Below are 15,870 nucleotides of genomic sequence, written 5' to 3'. Positions count from 1 at the left end.
TGAGATGATGATAGGGCTTAAGTCAAAATAGATAGTGAAAAATCCTTAGCACTGCTAAGGATTTTTTATTCAGAAATGGAGTGCAAATCATGACGGATATTGTCCATATTAAAGTAGAGGGAATCGAAGATGAACTTATTTTAAGCGCTATGCAAGTACTGAATCAGACGTTTTATGAAACGTCGTCCATTAATCAATCATCGGCTCCAAATCTAACGTTTAAGTTTTCTGAGCGGATGGAGAATGATCGTCTCCTTGTGCAGGGGGAGTTAAATGGCAAGGTACAATCGCTTGAAAGAAAAGTCGTTTTAAAACAGGAAACTAAGATTCGTAAATATGCGTATCTAGCGGTGTATTTACTTTTATTACAACAACATACAGGAAAAGTTCAATCATGGGGATTGTTAAATGGGATGCGTCCTACGAAGCTTGTTCATGGGATGAAAAAACGAAACTATAGCGATACTGAAATTAAGGAGTATATGCAAGAGGAGTATTTAGTGTCTGATGAGAAGATTGATTTGTTACTAGAAGTGGCTAATCATCAATTAAAGGTTATTCCTGACTTACACACCATCCATGAAGAAGTTAGTATTTATATTGGGATTCCATTTTGCCCAACACGTTGTGCGTATTGTACGTTTGCCGCGTATGCTTATGAACCGTTTAAAAAATGGGTTGAACCGTTTTTAGATGCCTTACTAGAGGAAGTTAAAATAGTTGGGTCCTTTGTTAAAGAAAGAGGCATTAAAATTACCTCTATTTACTTCGGTGGGGGAACAGCCACCACCTTAACGAAGGAACAGTTCGAAACGTTACTCCTCACGGTTTATCAAAATTTAGCTAGTGCAGCAGAGGTGCGCGAAATTACGGTGGAAGCGGGACGGCCAGATACGATTACACCAGAGAAGTTAGCGTTATTAAAGCAGTATGGAATTCACCGAATTAGCATTAATCCGCAATCATTTCATCAGCGAACGTTAGATGAAATTGGCCGTCATCATACGGTTGAGGATGTCATTGAAAAATATGAGATGGCAAAGCAATATGGGTTTGATAATGTGAACATGGACCTTATTGTGGGACTTCCAAACGAAGGATGTGAAGAGCTTGCCTATAGTTTAAGGGAAATAGAGCGGTTACAACCTGAATCGTTAACGGTTCATATGCTTGCCTTTAAACGACGTTCGAAAATAACGAAGAATCGTGGACTTTATACGACTGCTTCAAAAGAAGAGTTACAACGCATGGGTCAAATGACGTATGATTTTGCGAAAGAAAATCACTATATTCCGTATTATTTATACCGACAAAAAAATATTTCAGGTAACATGGAGAATATCGGATATTCTAAGGTTGGACAAGAGAGTATTTATAATATTTTAATTATGGAAGAAGCACAAAATATTTTAGGATTAGGTGTTGGTGCATCAAGTAAATATTTAATTGGGACTTCTGTTCATAATCCAAAAGATTTAAAAACATATATTGATTCTTATCAAACGTATGCCGATAAGAAGATTGAGACACTCATTGAAAGTTTGGAGATAGGTGATACACATGCAAATTAAAGATTTAAAAGCAAAAGAGGATACAACATTAACTGTTATGATTAAGTCTGTTCAGTCGCTAAGAACGGCTGCACAAAAACCGTATTTAAAATTTGAATTTGTAGATAAGAGTGGTTCGATTTTTGCGAATAAGTGGAGTGTGAAACCGAGTGAGTTAGAAGCTTTTTCGGCAGGACAAATTGTGACGGTCAAAGGATTGGTTCAACTTTATAATGCTCAAAAGCAGTGGAATATTGAATCCATTTCTGTGGTAGAGGGGGATGTCGATCCCGCTGATTACGTCGAATCTTCTTCAATGACAGTTGAGTCATTAAAGGAATATATGGGGCAGTTTATGGGGCAAATGCAAGAGGGATATTATAAGGAGGTTCTTCAATACTTCTTAGACAAATATGAACAAGAATTTTATGTGCATCCGGCAGCCAGCCGAATGCATCATGCCTTTCGCTCAGGACTAGCTCAACATGTTTTTGAAATGTTGAAAATGGGAGAAGCTTATTGTGAGCTTTATCCGATTGTAAATCGTGACTTGCTCTATGCTGGAATTATTTTGCATGACCTTGGAAAATTATTTGAGATGAGCTATGAAAAGTGTGTTAAGACGGAGTATACGCTTGAGGGGTTAATGGTTGGACATATTAATATGATGGTTTCAATGATTGACGAAGCTTCTCGTGAGTTAGGCTATCAAGGGGAAGAGGTATTGTTTTTAAAGCATATGGTTATTGCTCATCACGGGAAATTAGAATGGGGTTCACCTAAGGAACCTATGATTATTGAAGCTGAATTACTACATTATTTAGATGTTGTCTCTGCTAAGATGACGGCAGCGACGATGGCGCTTCAGCACTGTGCCGCTGGAGAAATGAGTGATCGTATTCCGATGTTAGATAACCGAAGATTTTATCACCATAAATAAAAAAATGACTGGTCGTTTTAGACCAGTCATTTTTTTATTATTCAGCTGTATCTCCTGTTTCTTGATTGTTTTCCTCAGCAGGTTGATTTTCATTTGATTGTGTTTGACGGGCAGCCTCTTCATCGGCAGCTTGTTTTTCGATGTTCGCTACAATTGTTTCATAACGTTTTTGTAATGTCTCATCGGTAAATTTAAAGTTAGCCTCTGAGCGGAATTTAATTAATAATGTCTCTAAACGTAATTGAGTATATTGTTGTTGGCGTGCTAATGACTCAAGTTCTTCTTTCGCATCTTCGAAAGATTTTACTTCAGTTTTTTCTTCAGCTTCTTTATCTGTTGATTCTGATTTTTCAGCTTTATCGGCTTGTGCTTTTTCACCGTATTTTTCATCATATAATTGTTGAAGCATTTCATCTGTAATCGGGTAAGCCTCGGCTAAGGCTGCATCTTGCAATTGAGCGAGTTTGAAATATTCATAAATTTCATCGTCGTTATTTAATCCGTTTTGCGCCATTGCTGTATAATAATTTGTTCCGTAAGCAACTTTAAATTGATCAATTAATTCTTTAATGGCTTTTTTGTCAACTGGATATTTCTTTTCTAATAATTTACCGTCAATTAATGAAATTCCATCAGATAATCCGTAAGCTGGAACTAATTCATTGTATAATTGCTCAACCGTATATTCATGGTCTTTAATTTTAGCAACGACTGAATTACTAGTTTCATTTGATTTTTTATATGTTTTTGAATAATCAGTATATTGCTCTTCTAAGAAGTCGTTCATTAAGACAAATCCTGCTTCTTCACGTTTTTCCGCAAGGGCGGCAACGAACGCTTCATCTGATAATTTTTTCTCACGAAGTTTTTCAGTTAATTCCTCTTTTACTTCTTCAAATGGTTTTTTCTCACCTTCAGAGTATTTATAAATGACGTGATATCCAAATTTTGTTTTAACTGGCTCTGTTGTATACGTTCCAACCTCAAGAGCGTAAGCAGCATCTTCGAAATCACTAATCATGGCATCTTGACCGAATGTTCCAAGATCTCCACCTTTATCTTTTGTTCCATCCGTTCCATATTCTTTTGCTAACTCTTGGAAAGTCGCTTCTTTATCTTCTGCTTCATCTAATTTTTTTATAATTTCTTTTGCTGTTTTTTCATCAGCTACTAAAATATGACGAGCTCCAATTTCGTAAGCTCTCTCATATGCTTTTTCAAGTTCTGCATCCGTTACGACTGAAATTTCATCCGCTACTTTTTGGCGATATAAATTTAATTCGATATATTGGCGAAGTTCCGCTTCATCCTTAAATCCTTGAGCAGTTAAAAATTCCTCAAAATTAGCATTTTTTTCTTTATATTGAGCGATGATTTTATCGACTTCCGCTTCATCAATTTCATATTGTTGAGATAAAACATCGAAATCAACTAAGTCTAATAGTGCACCTAATCCCGCTTTGGTTACCATTTTATCAAATACTTGTTGTTTTGTAATATCACCGACATCAGAGGTAATAAATTTTTCATTTCCATTTGGGACACTCATCCCAATTTCGTTTTTATTTGAACAGGCACCGAGAAATAATGTTGTAACAACGGCCGCTGTTGCTAGGAAGTACTTTTTCATTGTGTTCACATCCTCTATTTTGTTTAATTTAACGTTTTTAATCATATCATTTTTCAAATTTTGGAACAATATTTTTTTGGTAGGTTTTTGTGGAATTTGAGTAAAAACATAAACCAAATTGCGAAAAATTCATAGGATATATTAGCTCAGGAAACTGAGTGGAAAGGTTGGAAAGGAGTTGAGATTATGTTCGGAAATGGTTGTGCATTTATCTTAGTTTTATTTATCTTATTAGTTATTATTGGATGCGGATGTGGATGCGGATTCGGTATGTGCTAATCGAAATAAAATGAGATCCAAGTAATCTTAAGCTCAATTGGGAGCCTATATCTAAATTATGATTAAATTTTAAGGAGAGATTTATTATGTGTGGAAATAACTGTGCATTTATTTTAGTTTTATTTATTTTATTAGTGATCATCAGCTGCTGCTGTGGTAGAATGGTTTGCTAATTAGTAAATAATTTATAGTGATAAAAAGTGAATGGTATCCGCTATTATGTGGGGAAAAGGACCGTAAGGTCCTTTTTATTATGACAGATTGTAATATTAAGTGCGACAAATAAAAAAAGCTCATAAATAGAATTCTTTGTTATAGAATGAAGTTACCACACCAAATTCTTAACAAGGAGATCTATTTATGAGTTATAAACATCTTAACACATTTGAGCGTACACGTATAGAAGTTCTTTCAAAAATGGGTTATTCAACGAGACAAATTGCGGGGCAATTAAATCGTCATCATTCAACCATTGCTCGTGAACTAAAACGAAATACTCAAAAGACGTATCAAGCAGAGCTAGCAGATGAATTAGCCGAGCAACGTCGCTTAGTTTGTCATCGTCCAGAGACCAAATCTGAAGAAGTTATTCAAACCATCCAACATTATTTAAAGTTAACCTGGTCGCCTGAACAAATTTCTAATACGGTTTTAAAGGGTGTTATTTCATTCAAAACTATTTATCGTTGGATTTATGACGGAACGATTTTGTTAGGGGATTTAAGCTGTTTAAGGCAAAAGGGAAAACGCCGAAAACCACGAGAAACACGCGGACGATTTAACATTGGGACATCAATTCATCAACGTCCGAAAGAGGTAAAAAAACGTCAGGCATTTGGTCATTGGGAACTTGATACAGTTGTTTCAAGCCGTGGTAAAAGTAAAGGATGTTTAGCTACATTTATTGAACGTCAAACACGATTTTATGTCGCCGTTAAAATCGAAAATCGCTCAGCATCTGAAATGTACCGAGCGATTAGTGAGTTATATGAACATTTTCCTAAAGACACCTTTAAAACTTATACCGTTGATCGAGGAAAAGAGTTTGCTTGTTATTCCAAAGTAGAAGCAGATTTAAAGGTTCCTGTTTACTTCGCTGACGCCTATTCCTCTTGGCAAAGAGGAAGTAATGAAAATGCCAATGGTCTTCTTCGAGAATTCTTTCCGAAGAAGACGGACTTAGCACGAGTTAGTGAGAAAGAGATTGATGAAGCCCTCCTCCTCATTAATCATCGACCACGAAAATGCTTAGGTTGGAAAACTTCATTCGAGCTATTTCATGAGAAACTGTCGCATTTGTATTGACAATTCGTCTTATGCAAAAATAAGCCTAGGATAGTTTAGAATAGCTATTTCCTTATTATAAGGATAAGAGATAGAGAAGGGATCTTTAATCCCATTCACATGGGTTTGTTAGAAAGTCTTTTTAAATGTCTAAATTGTACTCAAGAGACATATAGTTTATTAGGTGTCAAAAAGAGATTAAATCAGAGGCGATTTATTTGATTTAAGTTTTTTTTCAAGTAGATAAACACCGACTTTTTGGTCATCTCTTTGATTCTTAATTATTAAGGAGGAGGTCTCATGAGACAATCAAGTTTAACGCCAGAAAATTATGAAAAGTTGTCACTTTTTATCGAGGCGCATTCGAAAGAGACGGATGGCTTAATGCCGATTTTACATGAAGCACAAAATATTTTTGGGTATATTCCACTTGAGGTTCAAAAATTTATCTCAAGTCGGACGGGAATCTCGGTAGCTAGAATTCATGGAGTCGTTACGTTCTATTCCCAATTTTCAACAACTCCTAAAGGTGAGCATGTGGTCGGGGTTTGCTTAGGAACGGCTTGTTATGTCAAAGGTTCGCAGGCGATTTTAGATAAAATAAAGGCAGAGCTTGGAATTGAACCTGACCAGACAACGGCTGATGGAAAATTTTCATTAGTAGCCACACGTTGTATTGGGGCCTGTGGGTTAGCCCCTGTTATGACGGTAGATGATGAGGTTTATGGAAAGGTGACATTGAAACAAATTGATGACATCTTTAAAAAGTATAACGATGAATGAATCTATCCCATTTTTGCAAGGGGCGAATGAAGCGACAGGGTCGGTTTGAGCCTACCCTCGATGCTTAGAAAATTTGCTTAAATGGGTAAGAATAAAAGGAATGATAGCTGTGAATAGGAGTCCAACTTTTAAATGTTTCCCTATTTATGCGTTAAGTCCCGGGATAGACGATCAACTTCAACAGGTTCATGACCTATATGTAGGTGATTTATTGAGTCACGTGTTAAAGCAGGCTAAACCTCATCAAGTATGGTTAACGGTTCAGAGTCATCCAACGATTGTTGCGGTTGCAAGTTTAAAAAATTTAAGGGCAATTATTGTGGTAGACGGAGTGGAGGTACCGGCAGAAACGATAGAGGCTGCTAGTCAAAATGGAGTTCATTTATTTTCTTCTCCTTTGAGCGCTGTCGAACTTATCAAGTTATTTACATTGAGGGATAGCCAGAGGTATTGAAATGAGATAGTGCGTCTGGTGATTGAGGACAACGATGATGTGGAGGAGGAAAAGGGATGCGGGACTTATCAATGTCTATTTTAGACCTGGCAATGAATTCAATTCGGGCGCATGCAACGGTGATTGAAATTAAGGTCGCGGAAACATTAGAGTGGAACGAACTTGAACTTGAAATTAAGGATAATGGGGTTGGAATGTCGTCACAGGTGTGCAAGGAAGCAACTTATCCTTTTTTTACAACGAAGAGTAATCATAGAGTAGGATTAGGGATTCCGTTACTGATTGAGCGGGCTAAACGGTGTGAAGGAAATGTTCTTATTCAGTCTAGGGAAGGAATTGGAACGAGTGTACGCGCTAAAATGAAGCTCAATCATCTGGATCGTCCACCCTTTGGAAATATCCATCAGACGTTGTATACCATTATTCAGATAGCCCCCACGGTTAATCTGATTTATATGCATCAAAAGGGATCATTGAATTATCGATTTGAGACGCTAAGCGTCAGAGAAGTTGTGGGTGAGGAATTAGTGAATCATCCGAATACAATAGCGTGGGTGAAGCGAGAAATTGAGACAAATGATTTTTCATTTACATCCTATTGAGATGAGGGGAGTGATTGGTTGTGAAAACATTAGAGGAGTTGGAGCAAATTCGTAAGCGCACATTAGATGATTTGCATTTAAGACGTCTTGATCAGGCACCGGTCAAAGTAGTGGTTGGTATGGGGACATGTGGCATTGCCTCAGGTGCGAGAGAAGTTTTAAAAGCGTTTGTACACGAGGTGAATCAACAAGGCTTAATGAATGTAATGATCACTCAATCGGGGGAATTTGAAGTGTGCGGAAATGAACCGGTCGTGGAGATTTTTGATCATTTAGGGAAAACAACGTATCTTCAGATGAATGAGGAGAAAGCAAAACACGTTGTCCTAGAACATTTAATGAACGGAAAGGTCGTATCTGAGTTTACGGAAGATAGCACTTCTATTTAGATGTTTTTTGTAAATAAGAGGGGGGAACTTCATGTCAGAATATCGTGCGCATGTTTTGATTTGTGGAGGAACGGGTTGCACGTCTTCACGGTCAAAAGAGATTAAACAAGCATTAGAGGAAAAACTAGAAGAGCTCGGACTTGACGAGGAAGTCAAAGTGACGATGACGGGGTGCTTTGGCTTATGTGAAGCGGGACCGATTATGATTGTCTATCCAGAAGGTGTTTTTTATTCTAAGGTAAAGGTAAGCGATGTAGATAAGATTGCAACGGAGCACCTATTAAAAGGACGAATTGTTAAAGAGTTACTTTATAAGGAAGCATTAGTTGATGGTGAGGTTAAATCCGTCAATGAAGTCGAGTTTTATGCAAAACAAACCCGATTAGCTTTAAGAAATTGTGGGAAAATTAACCCTGAAAATATTGATGAGTACATTGCCTACGATGGATATAAGGCATTAGCCAAGGCATTAACTGAAATGACACCTGAGGAAATTATTGATCAAATTAAAACATCAGGTTTACGCGGTCGTGGGGGTGGAGGATTTCCAACTGGATTGAAGTGGGAGTTTACCTATAAGGCAAAAGGAGATCAAAAATATGTGGCTTGTAATGCCGATGAAGGTGACCCAGGAGCCTTTATGGATCGTTCTATTTTAGAGGGAGATCCGCATGCCGTTTTGGAGGCTATGGCTATTGCAGGATATGCCGTAGGTGCTAATACGGGGTATATTTATGTTAGAGCAGAGTACCCTATTGCGGTTAAACGATTGCAGATTGCCATTGAACAAGCCCATGAATACGGAATGCTAGGGGAAAATATTTTTAATACAGGTTTTAATTTTGATATTGAATTACGTTTAGGTGCAGGGGCATTTGTTTGTGGTGAAGAAACAGCTCTTATCGAATCGATTGAAGGAAAGCGGGGAATGCCGCGTCCACGTCCACCTTTTCCAGCGGTTAAAGGGGTATGGGGAAAACCAACATTATTGAATAATGTTGAGACGTATGCGAATGTGCCGCAAATTATTTTAAATGGGGGCGAATGGTTTTCAAGTATTGGAACTGAACGCTCGAAGGGAACAAAAGTATTTGCATTAGGTGGAAAAATTAATAATACGGGACTTGTTGAGATTCCAATGGGAACGACTCTTCGCGAGGTTGTTTACGATATTGGGGGTGGAATTCCGAACGGGAAAAAATTTAAAGCTGCCCAAACAGGAGGACCATCGGGAGGATGTTTAACTGAGGAATATTTAGATACGGCCATCGATTTTGATAATTTAGTTTCACTGGGTTCAATGATGGGATCTGGGGGATTAATCGTTATGGATGAAGATAACTGCATGGTTGATATCGCCCATTTTTATTTAGATTTTACATGCGATGAATCGTGCGGTAAGTGTACGCCTTGCCGTGAAGGAACGAAACGTATGAAAGAAATTCTAAAAAAAATCACGGAGGGAAAAGGTGAACTTAAAGATTTGGATGAGCTCGAACACTTAGCAAAATATATTAAGGAAAATTCGCTATGTGGTTTAGGTCAATCTGCTCCGAATCCTGTATTGTCAACATTACGCCATTTTAAAGAGGAATATTTAGCGCACGTTGTTGATAAACGTTGTCCGGCAGGAGTTTGTTCAAATTTATTAGAGTATTATATCACTGAGAAATGCATCGGTTGTGGTTCATGTGCGAGATCTTGTCCAGTGCACTGCATTCAACCTATTGGGGAAGTTGTGAATGCTAAAACAGGACGTCGTCGCCATGTGATTGACCCAGAGGCGTGTATTAAATGTGGTTCTTGTATGGCCCACTGTCCGACTAAAATTAGTGCAATTATTAAACGATAGGGGGAGGAAAGATGGGAGTCGTTCATATTACTTTAAATGGAATGCCGTATACGGTTCCTGATACGTATACGATTTTAGAGGCTGCACGCGAGGCAGGGATTAAAATCCCAACCCTTTGTTTTTTGAAAGATTTAAATGAAACAGGTGCTTGTCGAGTGTGCGTTGTTGAAGTGAAAGGCGCTCGTTCGCTCGTAACGGCATGTAATATGAAAGTGAGCGAGGGAATGGAAATTAAAACACATTCAAAACGTGTGTTAGACGCCAGAAAAATGACCGTCGAACTTTTACTTGCTAATCACCGTGTCGAATGTACGACATGTGAACGTAATCATGACTGTGAGTTGAAACAATTGTCTAATGATTTAAATTGTGATACCCATCGGTTTAGTGGGGAATGCCGAGTTCCATTTTATCGGGATGATTCATATTCCATTGTGAGAGATACATCGAAATGTATTTTATGCGGTCGTTGTGTTGCCGCCTGTCGTGAAAAAGCAGGGACAGAAGTGTTAGCCTTTAACCAACGAGGCTTTCAAACGTACATTGGACCAGCCTTTGAGATGAGTATGGATCAAGCAGGGTGTATTCATTGTGGACAATGTATTAATGTTTGTCCAACAGCAGCTCTGTCAGAACATTCAACAATTGATGAGGTCATTCAAGCGATTGATGATCCAGATAAAGTGGTTGTCTTTCAAGTGGCACCTGCCGTCCGTGCTGCTTTAGGTGAAGAGTTTGGCTTACCAATTGGAACTCACGTTGGGGGAAAAATTGCGGCAGCCCTTCGTCGAATTGGCGGCCCAACAGCGAAAGTTTTTGATACTAACTTTAGTGCAGATTTAACCATAATGGAAGAGGCCTATGAATTATTAGATCGTGTTAAAAATAACGGTGTCTTACCCATGATTACTTCATGTTCACCGGGATGGATTCGATTAGCTGAGCAATATCGACCTGAAATTTTACCGCATCTTTCTTCATGCAAGTCACCCCAACAAATGTTTGGTGCGATTTTAAAATCTTATTGGGCGGAAAAAAATCAAGTAGACCCAGCTAACATCTATTGTGTTTCGGTAATGCCATGCATTGCTAAAAAAGGAGAGTTAGAACGAGAAGAGATGAAGACAAACGGCTTGCAGGATGTAGATGCTTCTATCACAACACGTGAACTTGCACGAATGATTCGAATGTACGGTCTTGACTTTGTTCATTTACCTGATGAGGCTTTTGATCAACCTTTAAGTGAATACAGCGGGGCTGGAACCATTTTTGGGGTAACCGGAGGTGTGATGGAGGCCGCCTTAAGAACAGCGGCAGATGTCTTATCTGGACAAAGCCTAGAAGAAATTACTTATCATTCAGTGCGTGGGGTTGATGATTTAAAAGAGGCAACTTTAACGGTGGGGGATTTAACATTGAATGTTGCGGTCGTTCATGGTGGAAAGCATGCCTTAGAACTGGTGGATCAAATTTTAAAAGGTCAAAAACAGTATCACTTTGTAGAAATTATGGGATGTAGTGGTGGATGTGTAGCTGGTGGTGGTCAACCCCATGTACCAGCGTCGCTTTACAATGCAGGAGTCGATGTGAGAAGTAAACGGGCTCAGGCACTTTATAGTGATGATGAGCGACAACATATCCGAAAATCTCATGAAAATCCAGTTATTTCAGCTTTATATCAGGAATATTTAGGCGAACCTAATAGCCATAAGGCACATGAACTCTTACATACAACGTATGTCAAGAGAGATATTTATTCTCAAGACTAGGGAGAGGTTAAAAGAGGGGATTCTACTGAAAGTGAAGGCCGTTATCTTTTCATGAATGGGACCTAGCGTTTGAGTAGGATCCATCGTGTTATAAAAAATCCATTTATGAGCAATACTCTTGGGGTGTGACCGAGTGAAACTTACGAGGGCTCATGGTAAAACTAATGAGTCCTGTAAGTTTTTTACGAGGTAAAAAAATAATCGTTATAATGTTTTTTAAAAATAAAAGCAAATAACTTTGATAGTTGATAAATGTTAGGTATACTAAGAAAGTAAAGATGAAAAAACGTTCCTTTTATCGAATTAAATCGTTATTTAAGCGAAGGGTAAGAATGGGTTCGATAAGGGGAAAATAAAGGTTTACACCATTAATTGATTATGATGTTAAAAAATGTTAGAATCATAATGGAAGCATTTTACTATCATTGTTTTGAAGAGTTAAGTATAGTATAATGGACATATTTCTAGTTATGAATGAGGGAGGTTAAGTTTTATGTCTAAAGTGTTCCAATCAATGGACGGATGCCAAGCAGCGGCTTATGTTTCGTATGCATTTACAGAGGTCGCAGGAATTTATCCAATTACGCCGTCAACACCTATGGCGGAGTATACAGATTTATGGGCATCACAAGGTAAGAAAAATTTATTTGGAGCTCCAGTGAAATTAGTGGAGATGCAATCAGAAGCGGGGGCAGCTGGAACAGTCCATGGATCGTTACAAGCAGGTGCATTAACAACGACTTATACAGCATCACAAGGGTTATTATTAAAAGTTCCAAATATGTATAAAATTGCGGGTGAATTATTACCTGGAGTTATTCACGTATCGGCTCGTGCGATCGCGGCTCAATCATTATCAATCTTTGGGGATCATCAAGATATTTATGCTGCTCGTCAAACAGGATTTGCTATGTTATCGACAAGTTCTGTTCAAGAGGTGATGGACCTAGGAGGAATTGCTCACTTAGCAGCGATTAAATCAAGTGTTCCATTCTTACATTTCTTTGATGGATTCCGTACATCACATGAAATTCAAAAAATCGAAGTGATGGACTATGCAGAGTTAGGAAAATTATTAGATTATGATAAAGTACGTGAATTCCGCGCTCGTGCGATTAACCCAAATCACCCAGTGACAAAAGGTTCAGCACAAAATGACGATGTTTACTTCCAAACACGCGAAGTTCAAAATAAATATTACGATGCAGTACCAGCCATCGTTGCAGATTATATGGAGAAAATTAGCGAAATTACAGGTCGCGAGTATAAACCATTTATGTATTATGGGGCAGAAGATGCGACTGAAATTATCGTAGCCATGGGATCAATCACAGAAACGATTAAAGAAACAGTTGATTATTTAATTAAAAATGAAGGACGCAAAGTCGGGGTTATTACCGTTCATTTATACCGTCCATTTAGTTCAGAATACTTCTTCAATGTATTACCAAAAACGGTAGAACGTATTGCGGTTTTAGACCGTACGAAAGAACCAGGGGCAACAAGTGAGCCATTATGTTTAGATATCCGTTCAATTTTCCATGGCCGTGAAAATGCTCCAAAAATTGTAGGAGGTCGTTTCGGATTATCTTCTAAAGATACAACACCTTCACATATTGTTGCAATCTATGATAATCTATCAGGTGAAATGAAAGATGACTTCACGGTAGGTATTATTGATGATGTGACGTTTAAATCATTACCAGTTAAAGAAGAAATCATGGTTTTAAATGATGATGTAACCGAAGCGTTATTCTTTGGATTAGGATCAGATGGAACAATTGGTGCTAATAAAAATACAATTAAAATCATTGGAGAAAATACGGATTTATATGCGCAAGCATATTTCGCCTATGATTCGAAGAAATCAGGTGGATTAACACGTTCTAACTTACGTTTTGGAAAAGATGTTATCCGTGCGCCTTATTTAGTTTCTACACCAAGCTTCGTTTCATGTTCAATGGATACATACATTGGAAAATATGATATGATTAGCGGATTACGCCAAGGTGGAACGTTCTTATTAAATACGGTTCATTCAGCAGAAGAGATTGTAGAACACATGCCAAATAGCTTTAAAAAGTTATTAGCACAAAAAGAGGCGAAATTCTATATTATTGATGCCGTGACATTAGCTAAAGAAATTGGATTAGGACGTCGTACAAATACGATTATGCAATCTGCTTTCTTTAAATTAAATGAACAAATTATGCCTTACGCTCGTGCGCAAGAATTAATGAAAAAGTATGTAGAAAAATTATATTCACGTAAAGGTGAGGCTATTATTGCGATGAACTTTGCTGCGATTGATAAAGGGGCAGAGGGATTAGTAGAAGTTACAGTTGATCCTGCATGGGTGAACTTAGCCGACGAAGAGGTAAAAGTTTCTGAAGGACGCCCTCATTTCGTAGAAACAATTGCTGATGTGATTAACCATAGTAAAGGAGATACTTTACCTGTTTCAGCATTTGTTGATTATGCGGATGGAACAATGCCAAATGGAACAGCGGCCTATGAAAAACGTGGAATTGCAAACTTTGTTCCAAAATGGATTGAGGAAAACTGTATCCAATGTAACCAATGTGCTTACGTATGTCCTCATGCGGTTATTCGTCCATTCTTAGTGACTGAGGCTGAAAAGGCGCAAGCGCCAGAAGGAACACGTACATTAAAAGCAATTGGTAAAGGATTAGATGGTTTAGAGTACTGTATTCAAGTTTCAACATTAGACTGTACAGGATGTGAAGTATGTGCCCACATCTGTCCAGGTAAAAAAGGAAATAAAGCATTAGTTATGGTTCCAATTGGTGAAGAGTTAGAAGCAGGGCAAGCTGCTCGTGCGGATTACTTCTTCAACGAAGTGTCTTATAAAGATGATTTATTACCGAAAACAACGGTTAAAGGTTCTCAATTTGCTCAACCATTATTCGAATTCTCAGGAGCATGTGCAGGATGTGGAGAAACGCCATACATTAGTTTATTAACGCGTTTATTTGGTGATCGTATGACTATCGCCAATGCAACAGGATGTTCATCAATCTACGGTGCATCATTCCCTGCAACACCTTATACAACAAACGCTGAAGGGAAAGGTCCTGCATGGGCGAACTCATTATTCGAAGATAATGCAGAGTTTGGATTCGGTATGCACATTGCAGCAGAAACATTACGTAACCGTATCGGATTATTAATGGAAGAAAATATCGAAAAAGTTGATGCTGAATTAGCGGGATTATTTACGAAATGGTTAGATAACCGTAATAGTGGAGAAGTAACAAAAGCATTAGCTCCTCAATTAGAGGTTGCAATTGCAAACTCTTCGAATCAAGAGGTTCAAGAAATTTTAGATTTAAAAGATTACTTAGTTAAACAATCGAACTGGATTATTGGTGGAGATGGATGGGCTTATGACATCGGTTATGGTGGATTAGACCACGTTATCGCTAATAATGAAGATGTTAATATTTTAGTTTTAGATACAGAGGTTTACTCGAATACAGGTGGTCAGTCATCTAAGTCATCGCGTGCCGCTTCAATCGCTAAATTTACAGCGTCAGGTAAAGGTGGTAAGAAAAAAGACTTAGCTGCCATTGCGATGTCATATGGACACGTTTATGTTGCCCAAGTTTCTCACGGTGCAAATCAAGCACAGGTAATCAAAGCAATGATGGAAGCTGAAAAACATCAAGGTCCATCAATTGTTATCGCTTATTCACCATGTATCGCACACGGGATTAAAGGCGGTTTAGCAAACTCAATGAGCCAAGCAAAATTAGCTACTGAATGTGGCTATTGGCCAACATATCGTTTCAATCCTGAGTTATTAGAGGCTGGGAAAAATCCATTACAATTGGATTCAAAAGCTCCAAATTGGGATAAATACCGTGACTTCTTAATGAGTGAAGCTCGTTATGCTCAGGTGACAAAAATTAATCCAGATCATGCAGAGGAGTTGTTAGAGGCTAATCGTAAAGATGCACAACGTCGATTCCGCCAATTACAACGTATGGCTGCTTTAGACTTCTCAGATGAGGTTGAAGTAGAAGAAACAGTAACTGAAGAATAATTTCATAAATACGTACTCACACATCAAAAATGTCTAACGTAGGGGAACCCCTCGCGTTAGACATTTTTTTATTGGTTAAATTAACGGATTTAGTCAGTCTAGTGGGGTTTTCTCTCCACTCATTAAAAGACAAAAAAGAACATCTAAGGGTCATAAAAGAAATAAAAATGTCGAGAAAACGTTTTCTTGGTAGGTGATGTGTAACGGGTTACGATAAAACAGAATAATTATGAGGTATGTGACAAAAGACGATAAAAATACCGAATCTAGCG

At 38.0% G+C, this 15,870-nt stretch carries 12 protein-coding genes; 11 read left to right on the top strand and 1 reads right to left on the bottom strand.

All coding sequences use genetic code 11. The features are described from left to right. Window positions 1-89: 89 nt before the first annotated feature. Both hemZ and VXM77_RS08935 read left to right on the top strand, forming a co-directional pair. The gene (gene hemZ / locus VXM77_RS08940; RefSeq protein ID WP_161831125.1) at window positions 90-1,571 is read left to right on the top strand and encodes a coproporphyrinogen dehydrogenase HemZ; all 1,482 of its coding nucleotides are present in this window, start codon (window positions 90-92) and stop codon (window positions 1,569-1,571) included. Then, window positions 1,561-2,490, top strand: coding sequence for an HD domain-containing protein (locus VXM77_RS08935; protein ID WP_161831124.1), 930 nt, complete (start codon window positions 1,561-1,563; stop codon window positions 2,488-2,490). Before hemZ ends, VXM77_RS08935 begins: the two co-directional genes overlap by 11 nt. A 37-nt stretch (window positions 2,491-2,527) precedes the next feature. On the opposite strand, the gene VXM77_RS08930 is transcribed toward VXM77_RS08935, so the two are convergent. Beyond that, on the bottom strand, window positions 2,528-4,120 hold the full coding sequence (locus VXM77_RS08930) for a peptidylprolyl isomerase (RefSeq protein WP_161831123.1): 1,593 nt from the start codon (window positions 4,118-4,120) through the stop codon (window positions 2,528-2,530). A 186-nt stretch (window positions 4,121-4,306) separates the two neighbouring features. Between VXM77_RS08930 and VXM77_RS08925 the strand changes: the two genes are divergently transcribed. The 9 genes from VXM77_RS08925 to nifJ all read left to right on the top strand — a co-directional run bounded on the left by VXM77_RS08925 (window position 4,307) and on the right by nifJ (window position 15,598). Continuing rightward, window positions 4,307-4,399, top strand: a complete 93-nt coding sequence (locus VXM77_RS08925; protein WP_161831122.1) for a YjcZ family sporulation protein — start codon at window positions 4,307-4,309, stop codon at window positions 4,397-4,399. 360 nt (window positions 4,400-4,759) lie between these two features. Further along, window positions 4,760-5,704, top strand: a complete 945-nt coding sequence (locus VXM77_RS08920; protein ID WP_289461060.1) for an IS30 family transposase — start codon at window positions 4,760-4,762, stop codon at window positions 5,702-5,704. A gap of 279 nt (window positions 5,705-5,983) precedes the next feature. Next, complete coding sequence (locus VXM77_RS08915; RefSeq protein WP_161832289.1) at window positions 5,984-6,466, top strand: NAD(P)H-dependent oxidoreductase subunit E; 483 nt, start codon at window positions 5,984-5,986, stop codon at window positions 6,464-6,466. A 109-nt stretch (window positions 6,467-6,575) separates the two neighbouring features. Continuing rightward, window positions 6,576-6,920 (top strand): hypothetical protein, encoded by a 345-nt coding sequence (locus tag VXM77_RS08910; protein WP_161832288.1) that lies wholly within the window; start codon window positions 6,576-6,578, stop codon window positions 6,918-6,920. Window positions 6,921-6,976: 56 nt separating this feature from the next. Further along, the gene (locus VXM77_RS08905; protein WP_161832287.1) at window positions 6,977-7,522 is read left to right on the top strand and encodes an ATP-binding protein; all 546 of its coding nucleotides are present in this window, start codon (window positions 6,977-6,979) and stop codon (window positions 7,520-7,522) included. Between the two features lie 20 nt (window positions 7,523-7,542). After that, window positions 7,543-7,911, top strand: coding sequence for a (2Fe-2S) ferredoxin domain-containing protein (locus VXM77_RS08900; RefSeq protein ID WP_161832286.1), 369 nt, complete (start codon window positions 7,543-7,545; stop codon window positions 7,909-7,911). 31 nt (window positions 7,912-7,942) lie between these two features. Then, entirely contained in the window at window positions 7,943-9,763 is a 1,821-nt protein-coding gene (gene nuoF, locus VXM77_RS08895) for an NADH-quinone oxidoreductase subunit NuoF (protein ID WP_161832285.1), read from the top strand. A gap of 11 nt (window positions 9,764-9,774) precedes the next feature. Next, window positions 9,775-11,532, top strand: a complete 1,758-nt coding sequence (locus tag VXM77_RS08890; RefSeq protein WP_161832284.1) for an NADH-dependent [FeFe] hydrogenase, group A6 — start codon at window positions 9,775-9,777, stop codon at window positions 11,530-11,532. Between the two features lie 493 nt (window positions 11,533-12,025). Then, complete coding sequence (gene nifJ, locus VXM77_RS08885; RefSeq protein WP_161832283.1) at window positions 12,026-15,598, top strand: pyruvate:ferredoxin (flavodoxin) oxidoreductase; 3,573 nt, start codon at window positions 12,026-12,028, stop codon at window positions 15,596-15,598. The last annotated feature ends 272 nt before the right edge of the window (window positions 15,599-15,870 follow it).

This window comes from Turicibacter sp. KK003, assembly GCF_037014675.1.
Lineage (GTDB): Bacteria > Bacillota_I > Bacilli_A > MOL361 > Turicibacteraceae > Turicibacter > Turicibacter faecis.
The sequence above is the reverse complement of the archived record's forward strand: the minus strand, read 5'-3'. Positions and strand labels throughout refer to the sequence as shown.

Bases quoted from the DNA above. Each gene is read 5' to 3' on its own strand.
- hemZ (WP_161831125.1), top strand. From the start codon at position 90: ATGACGGATATTGTCCATATTAAAGTAGAGGGAATCGAAGATGAACTT.
- VXM77_RS08935 (WP_161831124.1), top strand. From the start codon at position 1,561: ATGCAAATTAAAGATTTAAAAGCAAAAGAGGATACAACATTAACTGTT.
- VXM77_RS08930 (WP_161831123.1), bottom strand. From the start codon at position 4,120: ATGAAAAAGTACTTCCTAGCAACAGCGGCCGTTGTTACAACATTATTT.
- VXM77_RS08925 (WP_161831122.1), top strand. From the start codon at position 4,307: ATGTTCGGAAATGGTTGTGCATTTATCTTAGTTTTATTTATCTTATTA.
- VXM77_RS08920 (WP_289461060.1), top strand. From the start codon at position 4,760: ATGAGTTATAAACATCTTAACACATTTGAGCGTACACGTATAGAAGTT.
- VXM77_RS08915 (WP_161832289.1), top strand. From the start codon at position 5,984: ATGAGACAATCAAGTTTAACGCCAGAAAATTATGAAAAGTTGTCACTT.
- VXM77_RS08905 (WP_161832287.1), top strand. From the start codon at position 6,977: ATGCGGGACTTATCAATGTCTATTTTAGACCTGGCAATGAATTCAATT.
- nuoF (WP_161832285.1), top strand. From the start codon at position 7,943: ATGTCAGAATATCGTGCGCATGTTTTGATTTGTGGAGGAACGGGTTGC.
- VXM77_RS08890 (WP_161832284.1), top strand. From the start codon at position 9,775: ATGGGAGTCGTTCATATTACTTTAAATGGAATGCCGTATACGGTTCCT.
- nifJ (WP_161832283.1), top strand. From the start codon at position 12,026: ATGTCTAAAGTGTTCCAATCAATGGACGGATGCCAAGCAGCGGCTTAT.